The organism is Nitrospirillum viridazoti CBAmc (assembly GCF_000730165.1).
Taxonomy (GTDB): Bacteria; Pseudomonadota; Alphaproteobacteria; order Azospirillales; family Azospirillaceae; genus Nitrospirillum; species Nitrospirillum viridazoti.
The window spans coordinates 86,302-103,084 of sequence record NZ_CP022112.1; the positions used below are offsets into that span (position 1 = coordinate 86,302).

Annotated in this window: 21 protein-coding genes; 16 read left to right on the forward strand and 5 right to left on the reverse strand. The window is 68.2% G+C overall.

What is annotated here, in order from left to right; genetic code table 11:
- Nucleotides 1-21 precede the first annotated feature (21 nt).
- From Y958_RS22385 to Y958_RS22460, 16 genes are all read left to right on the forward strand, one after another.
- Nucleotides 22-999, forward strand: a complete 978-nt coding sequence (locus tag Y958_RS22385; RefSeq protein ID WP_088874209.1) for a squalene cyclase — start codon at nucleotides 22-24, stop codon at nucleotides 997-999.
- 16 nt (nucleotides 1,000-1,015) lie between these two features.
- Nucleotides 1,016-1,591, forward strand: a complete 576-nt coding sequence (locus Y958_RS22390; RefSeq protein ID WP_088874210.1) for a hypothetical protein — start codon at nucleotides 1,016-1,018, stop codon at nucleotides 1,589-1,591.
- A 194-nt stretch (nucleotides 1,592-1,785) separates the two neighbouring features.
- Complete coding sequence (locus tag Y958_RS22395) at nucleotides 1,786-3,012, forward strand: urate hydroxylase PuuD (protein ID WP_088874211.1); 1,227 nt, start codon at nucleotides 1,786-1,788, stop codon at nucleotides 3,010-3,012.
- A 14-nt stretch (nucleotides 3,013-3,026) separates the two neighbouring features.
- Nucleotides 3,027-4,349, forward strand: a complete 1,323-nt coding sequence (gene guaD, locus Y958_RS22400) for a guanine deaminase (RefSeq protein WP_088874212.1) — start codon at nucleotides 3,027-3,029, stop codon at nucleotides 4,347-4,349.
- Nucleotides 4,350-4,421: 72 nt separating this feature from the next.
- Nucleotides 4,422-4,682, forward strand: a complete 261-nt coding sequence (locus tag Y958_RS22405; protein WP_088874213.1) for a CopG family ribbon-helix-helix protein — start codon at nucleotides 4,422-4,424, stop codon at nucleotides 4,680-4,682.
- Nucleotides 4,679-4,993 carry a type II toxin-antitoxin system RelE/ParE family toxin gene (locus Y958_RS22410; RefSeq protein ID WP_088874214.1) on the forward strand — a complete coding sequence of 105 codons (315 nt, stop codon included), beginning with the start codon at nucleotides 4,679-4,681 and terminating at the stop codon, nucleotides 4,991-4,993. The genes Y958_RS22405 and Y958_RS22410 overlap by 4 nt, the downstream gene beginning before the upstream one ends.
- Nucleotides 4,994-5,075: 82 nt before the next feature.
- On the forward strand, nucleotides 5,076-6,008 hold the full coding sequence (locus Y958_RS22415; RefSeq protein WP_088874215.1) for a LysR family transcriptional regulator: 933 nt from the start codon (nucleotides 5,076-5,078) through the stop codon (nucleotides 6,006-6,008).
- Nucleotides 6,009-6,236: 228 nt separating this feature from the next.
- Entirely contained in the window at nucleotides 6,237-7,058 is an 822-nt protein-coding gene (locus tag Y958_RS22420; RefSeq protein ID WP_088874216.1) for an urease accessory protein UreD, read from the forward strand.
- A 15-nt stretch (nucleotides 7,059-7,073) separates the two neighbouring features.
- Nucleotides 7,074-7,376, forward strand: a complete 303-nt coding sequence (locus Y958_RS22425; RefSeq protein ID WP_004273333.1) for an urease subunit gamma — start codon at nucleotides 7,074-7,076, stop codon at nucleotides 7,374-7,376.
- A 15-nt stretch (nucleotides 7,377-7,391) separates the two neighbouring features.
- Nucleotides 7,392-7,709 (forward strand): urease subunit beta, encoded by a 318-nt coding sequence (locus Y958_RS22430; RefSeq protein WP_088875166.1) that lies wholly within the window; start codon nucleotides 7,392-7,394, stop codon nucleotides 7,707-7,709.
- Nucleotides 7,709-9,433 (forward strand): urease subunit alpha, encoded by a 1,725-nt coding sequence (gene ureC, locus Y958_RS22435; protein WP_088874217.1) that lies wholly within the window; start codon nucleotides 7,709-7,711, stop codon nucleotides 9,431-9,433. Before Y958_RS22430 ends, ureC begins: the two co-directional genes overlap by 1 nt.
- A gap of 11 nt (nucleotides 9,434-9,444) precedes the next feature.
- Nucleotides 9,445-10,005, forward strand: coding sequence for an urease accessory protein UreE (locus Y958_RS22440; protein WP_244909648.1), 561 nt, complete (start codon nucleotides 9,445-9,447; stop codon nucleotides 10,003-10,005).
- A complete protein-coding gene (locus Y958_RS22445; RefSeq protein WP_244909649.1) occupies nucleotides 9,965-10,690 on the forward strand; it encodes an urease accessory protein UreF in 726 nt (241 codons plus the stop codon). The genes Y958_RS22440 and Y958_RS22445 overlap by 41 nt, the downstream gene beginning before the upstream one ends.
- A complete protein-coding gene (gene ureG, locus Y958_RS22450; protein ID WP_088874219.1) occupies nucleotides 10,687-11,316 on the forward strand; it encodes an urease accessory protein UreG in 630 nt (209 codons plus the stop codon). Before Y958_RS22445 ends, ureG begins: the two co-directional genes overlap by 4 nt.
- 57 nt (nucleotides 11,317-11,373) lie before the next feature.
- Nucleotides 11,374-11,976, forward strand: a complete 603-nt coding sequence (locus Y958_RS22455) for a HupE/UreJ family protein (RefSeq protein WP_088874220.1) — start codon at nucleotides 11,374-11,376, stop codon at nucleotides 11,974-11,976.
- Nucleotides 11,976-12,422, forward strand: a complete 447-nt coding sequence (locus tag Y958_RS22460) for a hypothetical protein (RefSeq protein ID WP_088874221.1) — start codon at nucleotides 11,976-11,978, stop codon at nucleotides 12,420-12,422. The genes Y958_RS22455 and Y958_RS22460 overlap by 1 nt, the downstream gene beginning before the upstream one ends.
- Here the strand turns inward: Y958_RS22460 and Y958_RS22465 are convergent.
- The 5 genes from Y958_RS22465 to Y958_RS22490 form a co-directional block, all read right to left on the reverse strand.
- Nucleotides 12,398-12,970, reverse strand: a complete 573-nt coding sequence (locus tag Y958_RS22465) for a hypothetical protein (RefSeq protein ID WP_145616647.1) — start codon at nucleotides 12,968-12,970, stop codon at nucleotides 12,398-12,400. The genes Y958_RS22460 and Y958_RS22465 overlap by 25 nt on opposite strands.
- A 4-nt stretch (nucleotides 12,971-12,974) precedes the next feature.
- On the reverse strand, nucleotides 12,975-13,553 hold the full coding sequence (locus Y958_RS22470) for a hypothetical protein (protein WP_088874223.1): 579 nt from the start codon (nucleotides 13,551-13,553) through the stop codon (nucleotides 12,975-12,977).
- 117 nt (nucleotides 13,554-13,670) lie between these two features.
- A complete protein-coding gene (locus Y958_RS32065) occupies nucleotides 13,671-14,720 on the reverse strand; it encodes a DUF3298 domain-containing protein (protein WP_186291560.1) in 1,050 nt (349 codons plus the stop codon).
- Nucleotides 14,721-14,737: 17 nt separating this feature from the next.
- Nucleotides 14,738-15,259, reverse strand: coding sequence for a GNAT family N-acetyltransferase (locus tag Y958_RS22485; protein ID WP_186291561.1), 522 nt, complete (start codon nucleotides 15,257-15,259; stop codon nucleotides 14,738-14,740).
- Between the two features lie 2 nt (nucleotides 15,260-15,261).
- The gene (locus Y958_RS22490; RefSeq protein WP_186291562.1) at nucleotides 15,262-16,710 is read right to left on the reverse strand and encodes an alpha/beta hydrolase family protein; all 1,449 of its coding nucleotides are present in this window, start codon (nucleotides 16,708-16,710) and stop codon (nucleotides 15,262-15,264) included.
- Nucleotides 16,711-16,783 lie beyond the last annotated feature (73 nt).

Sequence of the window (16,783 nt, forward strand, 5' to 3'; positions counted from 1 at the left end):
GCGCAAACGGGGGAATGGCCCATGCCTGAGCAAGACGCGGTGATCCTTTGGCTGACGCGCGCCGACCCGGCCATCCGCTGGCAAGTGATGCGTGACCTGCTGGACTTGCCGGAAGCGGATTGGGCGGCGGAACGCGCCAAGGTGGAAACGGAAGGCTGGGGTGCCCGCCTGCTGGCCTGCCAGGATGCGGACGGGAAATGGGCCGGCGGCGCCTTCTTCCCCGCCGATTTCACCCCCGACGAATGGCATCGCAGCGGCCAGCCCTGGACGGCAACGGCCTTCGCGCTGGACCAACTGCGGGAATTCGGCCTGGACCCCACGACGGAGCGGGCCCGGCGCACCGTCGCCCTGGTCGGTGCCAACTCCCGCTGGGATGAGGGTGGCCAGCCTTACTGGCAGGGCGAGGTGGAGGAATGCATCAACGGCCGCACGGTGGCCAACGGCGCCTATTTTGGCGCTGACGTCGCCGCCCTGGTCGAACGCCTGGTGGATGATCGCCAGCCGGATGGCGGCTGGAATTGCGAGCGCGCCGCCGGTTCCGCTTGTTCCTCCTTCGCCAGCACCCTCAACGTGCTGGAAGGCCTGCTGGAGTATGAGCGCGCCACCGGCGGTACCGACCGCTCGCGGGACGCGCGGTGGACGGGGGAGGAATACCTGCTGTCCCGCCACCTGTTCCGCCGCCTGACGACGGGCGAACCGGCCGACCCGCAGTTCCTGGACCTGCTGCACCCCAACCGCTGGCGCTATGACATCCTGCGGGCGCTGGACTATTTCCGCGCCGCCGGCCAACTGACCGGGGCCCAGCCCGACCTCCGCCTGGCGGAGGCCGTCGCCCACCTGCGCTCCCGCCGCCAGGCGGACGGCACCTGGCCGCTGGACTGGGACCTGCGCGGGCGGGTGTGGTTCAAGGTCAACGACGGGCCGGGCAAGCCGTCGCCCTGGGTCACCCTGCGGGCGCTGCGGGTGCTGAGATGGTGGGACGGGACATTCCTAAAATGAATCAGGGAAACGACTAATGCATTACCAGCCTCGTCCGGATGGACTCGTCTCTGTAATTATAGACAGTAATGTCTGGAACCTGTTTTCCGATCTAAGGATAGACTTGGCAATCGAGTTACCTTCGGATCGTTTTAAACTGTTTATCCCGCGCGAGATCGAGATCGAACTCGCCGCAATTCCCGACCAAGCAGACAAAGTGGACCTGAAAGACTATGTTCGTGCCCAGGTGGCCGCAGGACATGTCCAAACCCAGCGGGTCTTCGGTTTCAATCACGACAGGGATGACCCTGAACGTTACGGTGGATTCGGTGTCGCTACATGGCAGTCTGAAACGGAGCGGGAATTCTATAATCTGATTCGCGAGCGCTATTTGCTCGGTAAGAAAGCGACCAAGAGCAAACTTTCTAAGAACGAGGGGGACGCAGCGCTAGGCGCGAGTTCCTTTTTCTCGATTGTGCTCACATGTGACCTCACGCCGGGGCCGCTCAGGGTAGCGCTTGAGAATGGTGGAAAGGTGCTCGATATGCGCCGTTTCCCGGAATTGGGTATAGCTCTCGCTGACTATGTCATGGTCTGCCACCACTCTCCGTGAACCAAGTGGTCGGCAGCATCGTTGTCAGCCGAACCTATGTGGTCTGTAATTATACAGAGATGGTTACCACTTAGACCGCCGCTTCCCGTCTTCGTACGATTTTTGAAGCTGTTGCCGATACGCGAACCCTGGCGCGGCGGCCCCCGTCCCCGTAGCGTTGTGCGGTTGCGAGACAAAAAGCGGGCGGCGGGGCCATGGAGTTCATTTTCTGGGAATGGGTCAATACGCTGGCGCGTTGGCTGCATATCGTGGCGGCCGTGGCGTGGATCGGATCCTCCTTCTACTTCATGGCCTTGGATGCCAGCCTGCGCAAGCGGCCGCACCTGCCCCAGGGTGTGCAGGGGGAGGCCTGGCAGGTCCACGGCGGCGGCTTCTACAACATGGTGAAGTATCTGGTGGCGCCCAGCCAAATGCCGGCCGAGCTCACCTGGTTCAAGTGGGAGGCCTACACCACCTGGCTCAGCGGCTTTTTCCTGCTGTGCGTCCTTTATTACCGGGGTGCCGACCTGCTGCTGATCGACCAGTCGGTCATGGCGCTCACGCAATGGCAGGCCATCGGCCTCAGCGTCGGCCTGCTGGCCGCGGGCTGGATCGTCTATGACCTGATGTGCCGCTCCCCCCTGGGCCGGCACAACGGTGCCCTGGCGGCGGTGGGCTTCGTCTTCCTGGTGGCGGCCTGCTGGGGCACGACGCACGTTTTCAGCCCGCGCGGCGCCCTGCTGCAGATGGGGGCGCTGATCGGCACCATGATGGTGGCCAACGTTTTCCTGCTGATCATCCCCAACCAGCGCAAGGTGGTCGCCACCCTGCTGGCCGGCGGCACGCCGGACCCGTCGCTGGGCAAGGCCGCGAAGCAGCGGTCGATGCACAACAACTACCTGACCCTGCCGGTCGTCTTCCTCATGATCGGCAACCATTATCCGCTGACCTACGCCACCCGCTACAACTGGGTGATCTTCGCCCTGATCCTGGTGGTGGGCGCCAGCGTCCGCCACTTCTTCAACATCAAGCACACGGGCAAGCCGGCGCCGTGGTGGGCCTGGGGCGTGGCCGCCGCCGGCATCGTCGCGGCCGCGTGGCTCAGCGCCCAGGGCTCCGCCGATGGCGGCCCGGCGGTGGGGGCCGCCTCCGCCACGCCGGCTACTTTCGCCCAGGCGCAGGAGGTGGTGATGAACCGGTGCAGCATGTGCCATACGGCGTCCCCGGCCTGGGACGGCATCAACGCCCCGCCGCATGGCGTCATCCTTGACAATCCGGGCGATATCCTGCGCCATGCCGACGACATCCGGCGCCAGGCCGCGCTCAGCAGCGCCATGCCGCCCGGCAACGTCACCCTGATCACGCCGGAGGAACGGGCCATCCTGGCTGCCTGGTCCGCCGGTGCGGCATCGCCTCACATGGCATCCGCAAGCGTCCCGTAACCTGGATATTCGTCATGGCGTTCACCCCCGGAACCACCGCCCTGCGCGGCCGGCTTTTGACCTTCCTGCGCGCGCCCCAGGGCCCGGGCGACCGCGACAGCTATCACCACATTGCCGACGGGCTGGTGGTGGTCACGGCCGGGCGTATCACGGCGGTGGGGGAGGCGGCGGACCTGCTGCCCACCCTGCCGGCCGGCATGGCGGTGGACCATTACCCCGACAGCCTGATCCTGCCGGGCTTCATCGACACCCACATCCACTTCCCCCAGACCCAGGTCATCGCCTCCTACGGGGCGCAGCTGATGGAGTGGCTGGAGAAGTACACCTTCATCGAGGAACAGCGGTACGCCGACCACGCGCACGCCAGCCGCAACGCCCGCTTCTTCCTGGATGAGCTGGCGCGCAACGGCACCACCTCGGCCGTGGTCTACGGCAGCGTCCACCCCGGCTCGGTCAAGGCCCTGTTCACCGAGGCGGAGGCGCGCGGCGTGGGCCTGGTGGCGGGCAAGGTCATGATGGACCGCCACGCCCCCACCGCCCTGACCGACACCGCCCAGACCAGCTACGACCATTCCAAGGCGCTGATCGGCGCCTGGCACGGCGTGGGCCGCCAGCGCTACGCCGTCACCCCGCGCTTCGCCATCACCTCCACGCCCGAACAGCTGGAGGCCGCCGGCGCGCTGCTGCGCGAGCATCCCGGTGTCTACATGCAGACCCACCTGTCGGAGAACCATGAGGAAATCCGCCAGGTGGCGCGCCTGTATCCCGAGGCGGCGGATTACCTGGACGTCTACGATCGCTACGGCCTGCTGGGCGACTGTTCCCTCTTCGGCCATTGCATCCATCTGAGCGAGCGGGAGATGGCCCGGATGCACGAGACGGCGTCCGTCGCCGTCTTCTGCCCCACCAGCAACCTGTTCATCGGCAGCGGCCTGTTCGATCGCGCCGCGTTGGAGAACCCGGTGCGCCCGGTGCGCCTGGGCCTGGCCACCGACGTGGGCGGCGGCACCAGCTATTCCCTGCTGCGCACGGCGGGGGAGGGGTACAAGGTCTTGCAGCTGCGCGGCCAAAGCTGGCCAGCGCTGGCGGCGTTCGACCTCATGACCCGGGGCAACGCCGCCGCGTTGGGCCTGACGGAGGAGATCGGCCAGATCGCCCCCGGCCGCTACGCCGACCTGGTGGTGCTGGACCCCAGCGCCACCCCCGCCATGGCCCACCGGCGCGAAGCCATCCAAGGCGACGTGGAGGAGGAACTGTTCCTGCTGATGACCCTGGGCGACGACCGGGCGGTGCAGGCGACCTATATCCAGGGGCGACGGGTGCACGATCGGGATTAGCGTGGTGCCCGGTATCCAACTGTGCGAAGATGTGTACACCTGAATACAAGCCGCTGTTTTAAGGAAAAGGCCATGTCCAACAGCACGACGTTGACTGTCAGGCTGAAACCAGAGGTCAAGGACCAACTGGCCCTGTTGTCGGCCCAGACCAACCGGACGCGATCCTATTTGGCTGCGGAGGCCATTGCCGACTACGTAGCGCGGGAAGTCGCTTTGGTGGAAGGTATCCAACGCGGCCTTGCCGATCTTGAGGCAGGCCGTTTGGTGCCGCATGACGAGGCAATGGATGAACTGGACGCTGCCATCGAGGATGTGGCGCGGAGCCGGGGGTGAAGCGCTCCGTTATTTGGTCACGCGATGCGCTGGAGGAATTGATCGGCATCGCGCGGCATATCGCCAAGGACAATCCCGAGGCAGCCCGCAAGGTGGCCGTGGCTATTCGCGCCACGGGAAAGGCCTTGGGTCAGCGTGCTCTGGGCCGGAAGGGCCGGGTGTCCGGCACCTATGAGAAGGTGGTGGCGGACCTTCCGTATATCGTCGTTTACAAGTTCATTGCCAAGCCAACAGGAGGCGAAGCTCTGGTGATTCTACGGGTCGTGCACATGGCGCGCGACTGGCTGCCGGAGACGTGGCCGCCAGCCTGACAGAGTTTTAGTTTAGGCCCCGACTTTGCAAGAAAGTCCTGGCCATTCTGGGCGTGAGCACGGTGTTTGGGGGGATGGGGTGATGGCCCTGCTGGAGAACATGCAGGTCTTCGTGCGCGTGGTGGACCTGGGCAGCCTGTCGGCGGCCGGGCGTAACCTGCGCATGTCGCCGGCCCTGGTCAGCCACCGCATCCAGCAGCTGGAGGCGCACCTGGGCGCCCGGCTGCTGAACCGCACCACCCGCCAGCTGCAGGCCACCGAGACCGGCCAGGTCTTCTACCAGCATTGCCTGGAGGTGCTGGAGGCGGTGGAGCGGGCGCACAGCAGCATCGCGGCGGAGGGGGGCGCCCCCTCGGGCAGCGTGCGGGTGACGGCACCCCTGGGCTTCGGCCGGCGCGTGCTGGGCCCCCTGGTGCCGGAGTTCCGCGCCGCCAACCCCATGGTGGATGTGCGCCTGCGCCTGTCCGACCATCTGCTGGACCTGCTGCGCGAGTCCGTGGACATGGCCATCCGCATGGCCACGCTGAAGGACAGCAGCTTCGTCGTGCGCAAGATCGCCGACCTGCGGCGCGTGCTGGTGGCCGCCCCCCGGTACCTGGAGGCGCGCGGCCGGCCCAAGGCGCCGTCCGACCTGCTGGAGCATGACTGCCTGCTGCTGCGCTTCCCCGGAACGCAGCAGTACCGCTGGACGCTGACCAGTCCCGGGAAAGACGAGGGCAAGAGCACCAAGCTGTCCATCGCCGGCCCCATGGATGCCGACGACGGCGACGTGCTGACCCGTTGGGCGGTGGACGGTCATGGCATCGCGCTGAAACCCCTGTGGGAGGTGGCGGAGGAGGTGAAGTCCGGTGCCCTGGAAATCGTGATGCCCGAGCACCCGCCCGAACCGGTGCAGCTGGCCATCGTCTATCCGCACCGCGCGCTGTTGCCGGCCAAGGTGCAGTCGCTGTCGGACTTCCTGGTGCCACGCGTGCGTACCCTGCTGGCCGCCAGCCATCCGGATGCCGTGCTGTGAGGGAGCGGCCCGTACGTCAAATGACGTATGGGGCCTGCCCATCTTTTAAGCGCACATCGACAGACGCCCAATTTCTGGGCGATGGTCGTTGCCCGCGCGGGTGGGCGTGTCAAGCTGACCGCGTGGTCAACCCCTGGCACGGCGGTTGCGAACCGCCGCCCGGGAAACAGTGGGGTGGCCTGGGAATGACGCGGGACGGAACAGCGCCGAAGGGTAACGGGGGGTGTTGTGCCTGACGCCGCCTTGGGACCGGCCAGCCGACTGCAGCGCCTGGAGGGCCGCGTCGTCCTGGGTGTGAAGGCGGACGCGGACGGCATCACCCGTCTGGACCGCCTTTACCAATCCGGCTCCGCCCGCCTGCGCCTGCCCAAGGGGCCGGGGGTGGAGGGCGTGCTGATCAACACCGGCGGCGGCCTGACCGGTGGCGACGCGCTGGAGACGGAGGTGATCGTGCCGGCCGGCGCCCGCGCCACCGTCACGACCCAAGCCGCCGAGAAGGTTTACCGCGCCAGCGCGGGCGAGGCGCGGGTGCTGAACCGCCTGGTGGTGGCCGGCCGGCTGGACTGGCTGCCGCAGGAGACCATCCTGTTCGATGGCGCCCGGCTGTGCCGCCGGTTGGACGTGGAGATGGCGCCGGACGCCACCCTGCTGGCGGCGGAGGCCACGGTGTTCGGCCGCACCGCCCGGGGGGAGCGGGTGACCCACGGCCTGTTCCGCGATGACTGGCGCATCCGCCGGGGCGGGCGCCTGGTCTATGCCGACGCCGTGCGGCTTGAGGGTGACATTGAAGCCCAGCTGGCCCGCGCGGCGGTGGCCGGTGGCGGTTGTGCGGTGGCGTCCTGCCTTTATGTGGCGGGGGATGCGGAAGCCCGGGTGGAGGCGGTGCGCGACCTGCTGCGCGCTGAGGGCGTGAAGGCCGGGGCCAGCGCCTGGAACGGCCTGCTGGCCCTGCGCATGGTGGCGCCCGATGGCCAAACCCTGCTGCGGGCGCTGGCGCCCCTGATCGAATTCCTGCGTGGGGCGCCGGTCCCGCGCGTCTGGCGCTGCTGAGGGAGTATCAAGCCCGTGAACCTGACCCCGCGTGAGAAGGACAAGCTGCTGATCGCCATGGCCGCCATGGTGGCGCGCCGCCGCCTGGAACGGGGCGTGAAGCTGAACCACCCCGAGGCCATCGCCCTCATCACCGACTTCGTGGTTGAGGGTGCGCGCGACGGCCGCCCGGTGGCGGAACTGATGGATCAGGGCGCCCACGTGGTGGGCCGCCACCAGGTGATGGAGGGCATTGCCGAGATGATCCCGGACGTGCAGGTGGAGGCGACATTCCCCGATGGGGTGAAGCTGGTCACCGTTCACAACCCCATCCGCTGAGGTGCCGTGATGACGATGATCCCGGGACAAGTCTTCACCAATGAGGGCGAGATCGAGCTGAACGCCGGCCTGCCCACGGTGACGCTGGACGTGGCCAACACCGGTGACCGGCCTATCCAGGTTGGCAGCCATTTCCATTTCTTCGAGACCAACGCGGGCCTGAGCTTCGACCGCGCCCAGGCCTATGGCCATCGGCTGGATATCGCCGCCGGCACGGCGGTGCGGTTCGAGCCGGGGCAGACCCGCACCGTCACCCTGGTGCCCTATCGCGGCGCCCGGACGGTCCACGGCTTCAACGCCCAGGTTTCCGGTCCCCTTAAGGGAGGCAATTGATGGCCGTGAGGATCAGCCGTGCCGCCTATGCGGACATGTTCGGCCCCACCGTGGGCGACCGGGTGCGCCTGGCCGACACCGACCTGATCGTGGAGGTGGAGAAGGACTTCACCACTTATGGCGAGGAGGTGAAGTTCGGCGGCGGCAAGGTCATCCGCGACGGCATGGGCCAGTCGCAGGCGACGCGCGCCCAGGGGCCAATGGGGGGTGCCGTCGACACCGTCATCACCAACGCCCTGATCATCGACCATTGGGGCATCGTCAAGGCCGACGTGGGCCTGCGCGACGGCCGCATCCACCATATAGGCAAGGCCGGCAATCCCGACGTGCAGCCGGGGGTGGACATCATCGTCGGGCCGGGGACGGAGGTCATCGCGGGCGAGGGCAAGATCCTGACGGCCGGCGGCATCGATACCCACATCCACTTCATCTGCCCGCAGCAGATCGAAGAGGCGTTGATGTCCGGCGTCACCACCATGCTGGGCGGCGGCACGGGCCCCGCCACCGGCACCAACGCCACCACCTGCACGCCCGGCCCCTGGCACCTGGCCCGCATGCTGGAGGCGGCGGAGGCCTTCCCCATGAACCTGGCCTTCGCCGGCAAGGGCAACGCGGCACTGCCGGCGGCGCTGGAGGAACAGGTGCGCGCCGGAGCGGCGGCCCTGAAGCTGCATGAGGACTGGGGCACCACCCCGGCCGCCATCGACACCTGCCTGGATGTGGGCGACCGCTTCGACGTGCAGGTGATGATTCACTCCGACACGCTGAACGAGTCCGGCTTCGTCGAAGACACGATATCCGCCTTCAAGGGCCGCACCATCCACGCCTACCATACCGAGGGGGCGGGCGGCGGCCACGCGCCGGACATCATCAAGGTCTGTGGTCTTTCCAACGTCATCCCGTCCTCGACCAACCCGACGCGGCCCTACACCCGCAACACGGTGGATGAGCACCTGGACATGCTCATGGTCTGCCACCACCTGGACCCCAACATACCCGAGGACGTGGCCTTCGCCGAAAGCCGCATCCGGCGCGAGACCATCGCGGCGGAGGATGTGCTGCACGACCTGGGCGCCCTCTCCATCATCTCCTCCGACAGCCAGGCCATGGGCAGGGTGGGCGAGGTGCTGATCCGCACCTGGCAGACCGCGCACAAGATGAAGGTGCAGCGCGGCCGGCTGGCGGAGGAGACGGGCGAGAACGACAACGCGCGGGTGAAGCGCTACATCGCCAAGGTCACCATCAACCCCGCCATCGCCCACGGCATGAGTGCGCATGTCGGCTCCATCGCCGCCGGCAAGCTGGCCGACCTGGTGCTGTGGTCACCGGCCTTCTTCGGGGTGAAGCCGGACCTGGTGCTGAAGATGGGCACCATCGTGGCCGCGCCCATGGGCGACCCCAACGCCAGCATCCCCACGCCCCAGCCGGTGCACTATCGCCCCATGTTCGGCGCCTATGGCCGGGCGGTGCGGCGCAGCGCCGTCACCTTCGTCTCGCAGGCGGCCTTGGACGACGGGCTGGGCCAGCGCCTGGGCCTGGAAAAGACCCTGCTGGCCGTCAGCAATACCCGGGGCGGCATCGGCAAGGCCGCCATGGTGCACAACAACGCCACGCCGCATGTCGAGGTGGACCCGGAAACCTATGAGGTGCGGGTGAATGGCCAGATCGTCACCTGCGAACCCGCCGACGTGCTGCCCCTGGCGCAGCGCTATTTCCTGTTCTGAGGATCGCCGCCTTGAGTGAAGACCTCCCCCCTTCGACTGATTTGCCCAGGGCCCATACCGTTCTGCCCGCCGGCTATTGGGATGCCGCCAAGGCGGTGGGCACCGTGACGCTGGATTTCGACCACCGCTGCCGCCGGCGCCTGCGGCTGGAGCGGGACGGGAGCGCTGGCGCCTTCCTGCTGGACCTGCCCAGCCCCCGCCATATCCGCGACGGCGATGGCCTGGTGCTGACCGGTGTCGGCATCGTGGCGGTCAGGGCGGCGCCGGAGGACCTGATGGAGGTGCGGTGCGAGGCCATAGCCGACCTGCTGCGCATGGCCTGGCACATCGGCAACCGCCACATCCCGGCCGAGCTGCGCGGCGACCGCCTGCGCATCCGTGCCGACCATGTGCTGGCCGACATGCTGACCGGACTGGGCGCCATCGTCACCCCCGTCTCCGCCCCCTTCGACCCCGAGGGCGGCGCCTATGGCGACAGCCCGGCCGGTGGCGGGCATGGTCACTCCCACGGTCATGGGCATGATCACGACCATGGACACGACCATCACCACCACGGGCACGGCCATGGCTGAGGCCGTCGCCGACGCTGCCGGCGTCTACCGCCTCATGACCTGGCTGACGGCCTCCTTCCCGGTGGGCGCCTTTTCCTACAGCCACGGCCTGGAATGGGGCGTGGAGGATGGCACCATCCGCACGGTGGAGGCGCTGGTGGCCTGGGTGGACGATCTGCTGACCCTGGGCTCCGGCTGGAACGACGCCGTGCTGGCGGCGGCGGCCTGGCGCGCCTCGGCGGCCAATAACTGGACGGGCCTGGCCGAGGTGGCTGAACTGGCGGCCGCCCTGACGCCTACGGCGGAGCGGCGGCTGGAAAGCCTGTCCCAAGGCCGGGCCTTCGCTGCCGCCATCGCGTCGGCCTGGCCCTGTGCCGCTGTCGACCGGCTGAAGGCGATGGGCGGCGACCTGGCCTATCCCGTGGCGGTGGGGGCGGTGGCCGCCGGCCATGGCCTCGGCCTGCCGGCCACCTTGCTGGGCTATCTGCACGGCTTCGTCGGCAATCTGGTGTCGGCGGCCCTGCGCCTGGTGCCCCTGGGCCAGACGGACGGCCAGCGCGCGCTGGCGCGGGCTGAACCCCTGGTGCTGGCCACCGCGGCCCGCGCGGCCCTTAGCACCCTGGATGATCTGGGCGGGGCGGCCTGGGTGGCCGACATCGCCTCCATGAACCACGAGACGCAATACACGAGGTTGTTTCGCTCATGAGCACGTCCACGTCTTCACCCAATGGCCCCCTGCGGGTGGGCATCGGCGGCCCCGTCGGTTCCGGCAAGACCGCGTTGATGGAGGCGCTGTGCAAGCGGTTCCGCGACATCTACAACATCGTCGCCATCACCAACGACATCTACACCAAGGAAGACGCCCTGATCCTGACGCGCGTCGGCGCGCTGGATCCCGACCGCATCCTGGGGGTGGAGACGGGCGGCTGCCCCCACACGGCCATTCGTGAGGACGCGTCCATCAACCTGGCGGCGGTCGATCAGATGAACGCCAAGTTCCCGGGCCTGGACATCATTCTCATCGAATCCGGCGGCGACAACCTGGCCGCCACCTTCAGCCCGGAACTGGCCGACATCACCATCTACGTCATCGACGTGGCGGCGGGGGAGAAGATCCCGCGCAAGGGCGGCCCCGGCATCACCCGGTCCGACCTGCTGGTCATCAACAAGATCGACCTGGCCCCCTTGGTGGGTGCCAGCCTGGAGGTGATGGACAGCGACACCAAGCGCATGCGGGGCGAACGCCCCTACGTCTTCACCAACCTGAAGACCGCGCAGGGCCTGGACGTCGTCACCCGCTTCATTGAACGCGCCGGCGGCTTGGCCGCCTAGGGGAAAGGGCGGCCTGGCCGCCTGAGCTTTATAGACATCGAACAGGGGAACCCGACCATGATGCACCGCCGCCTGCTGACCGCCCTGGCCGCCGCCGCCGCATTTGCCCCCGCCGTGGCGATGGCCCACCCCGGCATGCCCGGCCACACCCATGGCTTCACCGATGGCTTCGCCCACCCCTTCGGCGGGCTGGACCACCTGGCCGCCATGACCGCCGTGGGCCTGTGGGCTGGGCAGCAGGCCAAAGGGGGGCACGGCAGCCGAGCGGTGTGGCTGGGGCCCCTGGCCTTTCTGGCCCTGCTGGTGGCCGGTGCCATCGCCGGCGCCAACGGCCTGGCGCTGCCGGGTGTCGAATGGGGCATCGTCCTGTCGGTGGCGGCCCTGGGCTGGCTGACGGCCTTCGGCGCCCGGCTGCCCTTGGCCGCGGGCGTTGCCCTGATCGGCGCTTTCGCCCTCTGCCACGGCGCCGCCCATGGGGTGGAGATGCCGGCTGACGCCGATGGCCTGGCCTACGGCCTCGGCTTCGTCACCGCCTCCGCCGTCCTGCACCTCACCGGCGTCGCCCTTTCCCGCCTGGCGGAGCGCGCCGGCCTGCAACTGGTCCCGCGCCTGGCCGGCCTGGGCTTAGCGGCCATGGCGCCGCTGTTGCTGGCGGTGTGATGAGGCGCCTGCTTCTCCTCGGTGTGTTGGCCGCCGCCCCGGCGATGGCGGCCGACACGCCGCGTTGGATGGGCAACGGCGACAAGGCCGGCCTCGCCTATGATGGGGCGGGGGAGTTTTCCGGCATGGCGCTGAGCTGTGAGGCCGGCCCCCTGACCCTGTGGCTGGAAACCGACTGTGGTGGGGACGATACCTGTCCCGTGGCCCTGGTCCTGGATGGCCGCCCCATGCCTCTGGGCGTGGGACGGTATGTCGCCGATGGGATGAGCGGCGTGCTGGTGCCCTTCCCGGCCGCAGCGCTGGACCGCCTGGGCCGCGCCCGCCGCCTTCAATTTCGCATAGGATCGGCAGTGAGCCCGGCAATCACCACCGAGGGCCTGGCTGGGGCGATGGGGACGTTACGGGCCGCGTGTGGGGACGCTCAGCAACCGAAGTCCACCAGATAGAAGTGATCACCGACAGCGGCGTTGACGGCGTAACCGCAACTTAATTCCGACCCGGCGGCTCGATCATTCCAAGTGGTAGATTGTTGGCTGCGCGGTAATCCTATTTCGTCGCTCTCATCATAGACGACGCCGATGGTCATGGCGATGAAGCCGCCCCACTCGATGATTGCCAGTCTCGGCTGCCCAGTTTGGGGCAGGGCGCGGATTTGGGCCAGATAGCGGGGTCGAGCGATCGCAAAATGCAGGCGATCACCCAGAACGCGAGCGCCGAAAATGACCGGCTTTGGCCACAGGGCGGAAGCCAGGAAGACGAGGGGTAGGATGGCCATGGCGCAGGCCTGCGGAACGTTCCGCCGCCACGCCGATCGTAGGGCAGCCACGGTGGACGCCAGAGCTGCCCCGCTCCAGGCCACGATGACGACCAGTCCAGCGATCAGGTACAGGGGTGGTGCCGATAGCAGAACGGTCTCGATCAGCACCAGGCATAAGAAAAGACCGATGATGATCAGAATGGGCCGGTGGAAATGGTGTTGCAAGTCGGGCGGCATGTGATCAGCACCCCACGCCCACGGCATAGAAATGCTCGCCCAGTTCTGTGCGCACGCGATAGCCATAGGGGCAGGCGAGGTCGGTGTGCTCGGTCCGCGCCTTCCAGGAGGCGGATTGCCGCTCGGGCGGCAGGGTGACCTCATCGCTCTCATCATAGACCAGGCTGGTCGAGGCGACGATGAAGCCGCCCCAGCCCCAGACCAACAGCTTGGGTTCGCCGGTATCCGCCAGGGCGCGGACTTGGGCCAGGTATGAGGGGCGCCCCTGGGCGAAGTGCAGGTGGTCCGCCAGCGATTGCGCGCCACCCATGACCAGGCGGGGTTGAACCACCATCACCAGGAAGGCCAGGGCCAGCAGCGCCAGGGATAGGGCGCGCCGGGGCAGCCCGTCACGGCGGGCCCGCACCGCCTGGCGCGCCGCCGCCATCGCAGCACCACACCAGAGCGCGAGGAGCGCCAGGGCGTCGAACGGTGGTTCCCACTCCAGTGCGGTGTCGACCAGCACCAAGCCGGCGAAGAGGACGGCGGCGGCCGGGACGGGCCAAATAGCGGGACGGTCGGGGCTGAGGGTGGCGATGGCCATGAGGCAGCTCGGGTAGGGGGATGAGCTTACCTACCCTAGCCGTGACGCCTTGCCTCCTGGGCTGCATTTTCCCAGCAGAAACCGGCACTTATCGTGCATAATTTGTGCAGGCGGCAATCAGGGCGGGTCCTGCGCCGGGACCCGCGCCAGTTCCAGGATGGGCGTGTCCTTGATCAAATAAGGGCGCAGGTCGTTCCAAGGGATGGTCACTGCCGGCTCGCCAGCGGCATAGGGTGCCACCTCATAGGTTGCGAAGGCTACGCTCAGGCCGTCGCTGTCGAACTCCCAATGGGTAGGCTGGGCCACCATTGGCTCCAGTTCCGCCGCGGTGCCGGTGAACACTTTATTGTCTGGGCCAATGATCCCCTGTTCCACCAATCCGTCGTAGCAGCGCTTGGCCAGAAAGGCCCGCCATGGCTTGGCGGCGGCGAAGACGCGATCCGCCGTCAACTCCTTGCCCTCCTGGGCCAGGAAAAAGCGATTGGCGCTGTCGCTCGTGCCATGGGCGGCGCCGTGGCCGTAATCCCAGGTGTCGATCTGGATTTCGGCCACGTGGTCGGTGTAGGCGATCAGGCGGTAGGTGTTGACGATCTCCTCACTCGGTTGCGCCAGGCGGCCCGGCTTGGCCGCTTGCGTTTCGATGGTGGGGAATTTGGCCAGGGTGCGGATATAGGCGTTCACCTGTTTGTCCTGCGGCCGCGTGCCTGCCACCTGGTCCATGTTGAATTCCATCGTGCCGGTATCGTCGGCCCCGTCGGTTCCGGCCTCGGTGGCGACGTCGAAGCGCTGCATCTGATAGACGGTCGTGGTGCCGACAGTGCGCAGTGATTGGGGCAGGCTGCCCAGGCGCTCTTTATACTTTTCGCCCAGGCAGGTGGAAACGCCGTCCGGGGGGGCGCGTTTCACGGGTTTGCAATATCGGTGGACGTAGACCAGCCAGTTGTGCTGGTTCTGCACCAGTTCTGGCCTGATGTCGGCCGGGGCCGATGCCAAAGTCTGGCGATAGGCGGTGGCCAGCTTTTCGTCCGCCGCCGACAGGGACGGGTCGGCGCAGATCGCCTTTTCCACCGCCGTTTCCGCTTTGGCGCAGTCGAAACTGGCGGCGCCGGCTTGGTCCCTGAGAAGAAGCAGGCCGGTGGCACAAACAAGGACACGGGAAAGGCGCACTGGAAAACTTCCTTCGCTTAAGGGTCGGTTGGCAAGTGAAGTAAGTCGCCAACCCGTCGCCACAACACCTCCCGTGTCGCCGGAGCCACGGTGATGATCTGGCGCTCCAGTGTCGCGCGCAAGGCCGGTCCCATGTGCTCTTCCGGCATGGGCGTATAACCGTGGCGGCGGAACCAGGGGCCGTTCCAGGGTGGCGCCTGGAAGGTGGTCAGCGTCAGGGCCTCGGCGCCCAGGGCGCGGGCGTGGCTCAATGCCTGGGCCAGCAGGGCGCCACCAACGCCCCGGCCGCCGGCCTCGGGCATCACCGAAATATTGGCGATGTAAAGCTGATCGTCCTGGGGCTGCAGCAGGATGAAACCGGCGGTTCGTCCCGCGTGCTCGGCCACCCACACCGTGCCGACCGCCAGGCGCTCCCGCGCGATGGGCGGGCGGGCGGCGACAAAGGCCAGGTCCGGCCAGGTGGTGTAGCGGCGGCGGGCGGCGGCCTCCAGCGTTTGCAGGGCGGGCAACTCACCGGCTTCAGGCGCGCGTAGCCTCACGCTCACTGCTCAGGGCGCCTGCTATGCGCCGCCACCCAGTCGGTGATCAGGTCCAGGGCCACGGGTGCGATCGTTTCGGGGATACGGGCGTATTCGGTTGGGGCGCCGGTGTCGGCGGTTTGGAACATGTGGTTCAGGCCCGGCACCTCGCGCGCCTCGGCCTTGGGGTCGTCGGCCAGGGCGGCGCGCAGGGCCGGCAGGTTTTCGGAGGCTGAGACCTGCAAATCCTTGGACCCCACCAGGGCCAGAACGGGCAGGCGCAGGGTGCGCAGCGCGGGGGCGGGATCATAGGTCAGGAACCAGCGGTACCAGGGCTTGGTCACCGCCTCGATCACCGCTTCGGACGTGGCGATGCGGTTGTCGCCGCCCATCATGCCGCCCTGCAGCAGGATGCGCAGGCGGGCGCGGGCGCGTTCCGGATCCGACTCGTCCTTCACGATGGCGTACTCGCGCCGGTCCATGTCCACCAGGCGCTCGGCCCCGGACGCCCCCACGCCGGTGGCGCCGGCGATCAGGCGCTTCTGGCTCAGCAGGATGGTCTCCCCATCCACGCCCGGGCCTGCCATCAGCACCAGCCAGGCGATGGTGGGGTCGCGGCTGGCCACCATGGGGGCGATCAGCCCGCCCTCGCTGTGGCCGATCAGGCCGATGCGGCGCGGGTCGATGTCGGCGCGGCCGCGCAGATAGGCGACGCCGGCGGCGGCGTCGGTGGCGAAGTCGGGCGTGGTGGCGGCGTCGAAATCACCGGTGGACTGGCCGACGCCGCGGTCGTCCACCCGCAGCACGGCGATGCCGCGCCGGGTCAGCGCGTCGGCCAGCACCAGGAAGGGCTTGTGGCCCTCGATGGTCTCATCACGGTCCTGGGGGCCCGACCCGGTGATGAGCAGCGCGGCCGGAAACGGGCCCTTGCCCGGCGGCAGGGTCAGGGTGCCGGCCAGCCGGACGCCGGCTGCGGCCGGGTTGTCATACGCCACGCTGACCGTGCGATAGGGAAAGGGCGGATGGGGTACCTGGGGCCGCGCCTGTTCCGCTTGGATCTGCGCCGTGGTCAGGCGGGTCAGGGCCAGCGGGCGGGACTGGCGGGCCTGCCGCCAGGTGCCAGTCAGGGTCTGCCCGTCCGCCGACAGCGTGCCGGTATAGCCGCCCAGCACGGCCGGTATGTCGAAGGTGACCGTGTCGCCCTCGCGGCTGACGCTGGGGATGGGCAAGCCCAGAACCTGCTGGTCCACGCTGTCCAGCGTGCCGGCCAGGGCGGGGGCGCCGCCGGGGCCGGGCACGGTGGTGACATGGAACTCCAGCCGCAGGCGGGTCAGCCCGGTGTCCAGCGTGCCCCGCCAGTCGCCGGTCAGGGCGGCGGCGGGTGCCGCCGGTGCCTGGGATGGGGGCGGTGCCGCCCCCGCGGCATCAGGCGGGGGGCCGCCGGCGCAGGCGGCCCACAGCATCACCGTCATCCGCTTCCAAGCCCGTCGTCGCACCGTCCAGAGCCCTTCGCCAACTGGTCGTCCCGACATAAGCGTGGGGTCG